Origin of the sequence: uncultured Campylobacter sp. (assembly GCF_937997405.1) — a bacterium.
In the GTDB taxonomy this organism is placed as follows: domain Bacteria; phylum Campylobacterota; class Campylobacteria; order Campylobacterales; family Campylobacteraceae; genus Campylobacter_B.
The window spans coordinates 1-1,858 of the sequence record NZ_CALKTL010000188.1; the positions used below are offsets into that span (position 1 = coordinate 1).

The window sequence follows — 1,858 nt, forward strand, 5'->3', positions numbered from 1 at the left end:
CGAAATTCCTTGTCGGGTAAGTTCCGACCTGCACGAATGGCGTAACGACTTCCCTTCCCAATCGTTTTTCCCTTCTTTCATTTTTTTGCTTTTGGCGTCTTGTAAAATTTCTTTGTTATTTTGGGCCGAAAGATAATTGGTTATGGCATTAGCCTGTGTCATTAAGGTAACTCTAAGCCTTCTTGTTTCATCAATTTGATATGCCATGAGGTCATTTCCAGCCTGCAGTACTTCTAATTTTCCTTTTGAATTGGCAGATCTTTCTTTGAACTTTTTGACAATTGCTTGGCGGTAGCTTCTATGCGGTGAGCCTCGCGATTTGCCAAGATTGCGTGACGGCGGTTTTTGTGCGGTTGGGCTTTTGATCGCGTGGCGGTTTTCGCGTAGCAAAGCCTTGAAATTATGTTTGACTAAACTTTAAATTTTTACTCCGAGCCCTTGGAATTTTTTAAATCCTCCATGCGCTCCTGCTGAGCTTGCACGAACGCGCTGTATCTCGTAAAAAGATAATCTTTGATCTCAAAAATCATCAATGTAAAAATCGAAGGCAGCGTGAAAAATCTAATCGTCATAAATACAAGATCAAGCGCGTTTAGCTCGTCGCTGCTCGCTCGATACCCTCCCGCACTTGCGGTTAAAATCCCATGCAACGCCTCGTAGTTGTAAAGGATGAAAATCGTCACGAAAAGTGTCGAGAGCTTCGATACGATCTTATTCATGATCTGCGCCACGTCCTCGTCGGCGATCACCGACATCGCAAACCACACGAGGGTGAAAAATAGCGGAAAGACGATGTTGAAATTTAGCGAGTTATCAAGCTTTTCCGCGCCCGTCACCGCGATGATCGCAAACACCGCCGCAAAGGGGATCACAAATAGCGCGAAGGTCATCGCCGATTTTATCGCCTTAAAAAAGCTATACGCAAGCAGTGGCGAGCCCAAAGCGAGCAAAAAGATCGTCAGCGCGTAGTTTGCTTTGGCAAAATCGTACAGATTAAACAGCGCAAATACCGACGCTGCGGCAAGTAGCGGCACGCTTAGCTTAAACAGCGCCCCATATTTGGCGTAGGCGCGCGACACGATGGCGTCTAGTCTGCTAAATTTGACGTTTAAGCTTTGCGCTCTGATGAAAAACAAAATGACGAATTTGACGATTACGTTTGGGCTCATATGCACCTTTCCGTTTAAATTTATGAAATTTTATCCGCGCTAAATTTGCGAAATTTTATTCGCAGAACCTGTCCGTAGAATTAGGCTTTGCCGACGGCTTATGCGGCCTGCGTTAAAATTTCATCGCGCTCTCGCTGCGTTGCTATCTTGCCGCCTTGTAGGCTTTGTCTTTTGGCTACGTGAGGCGGACCTGCGCGCTTTGGCTTGCGTAGCGTCTCGTTAGCAAGCCCCCTAGGTTGCAGCGTGTCGCAGCAGCGCTCATTCGGCTCGGCGCGCGATACTTTGCTTGTGGTATCCGCACCCGCGCATGAGAGCTTGGCGCCGCTAAAATTTTATCGGCTCTTAGCCCCATGCGATACGTCCTGTGCGCCGCGGTAGAATTTTGCGCGACGCAAGGACCTATCGGACTTGGCTTTGCGCCGCAATGCGCTTGCCTTGTATTGGCCTGGGATGCGGCGCGAATGATTAAATTTTACCGCACCGTCGCCGAGCCGTTTTAAAGCTCAAACGAATTTTTGAGCCGCTACGATACGTGAAATTCCAAAAATCGCGCTTTAGCGATCAAGCTCATTTGCGCTTGCTTGAGAGCCATGCAAAAAGCGGCGCACTTGCGCCCTTCGCCGCGCCCATGCAAAAGCAACGCGTCCCTTGCCGCTCAAAACTCATTTTCGCCCGCTCGTGCCGACCGC

General features: G+C 48.7%; 1 protein-coding gene and 1 pseudogene. Both read right to left on the bottom strand.

Annotated elements, in window-relative coordinates; translation table 11 throughout:
• Window positions 1-390: pseudogene (locus tag Q0372_RS09850) on the bottom strand (hypothetical protein); the annotation flags it as partial.
• 35 nt (window positions 391-425) lie between these two features.
• Complete coding sequence (locus Q0372_RS09855) at window positions 426-1,169, bottom strand: hypothetical protein (RefSeq protein ID WP_298105446.1); 744 nt, start codon at window positions 1,167-1,169, stop codon at window positions 426-428.
• Window positions 1,170-1,858 lie beyond the last annotated feature (689 nt).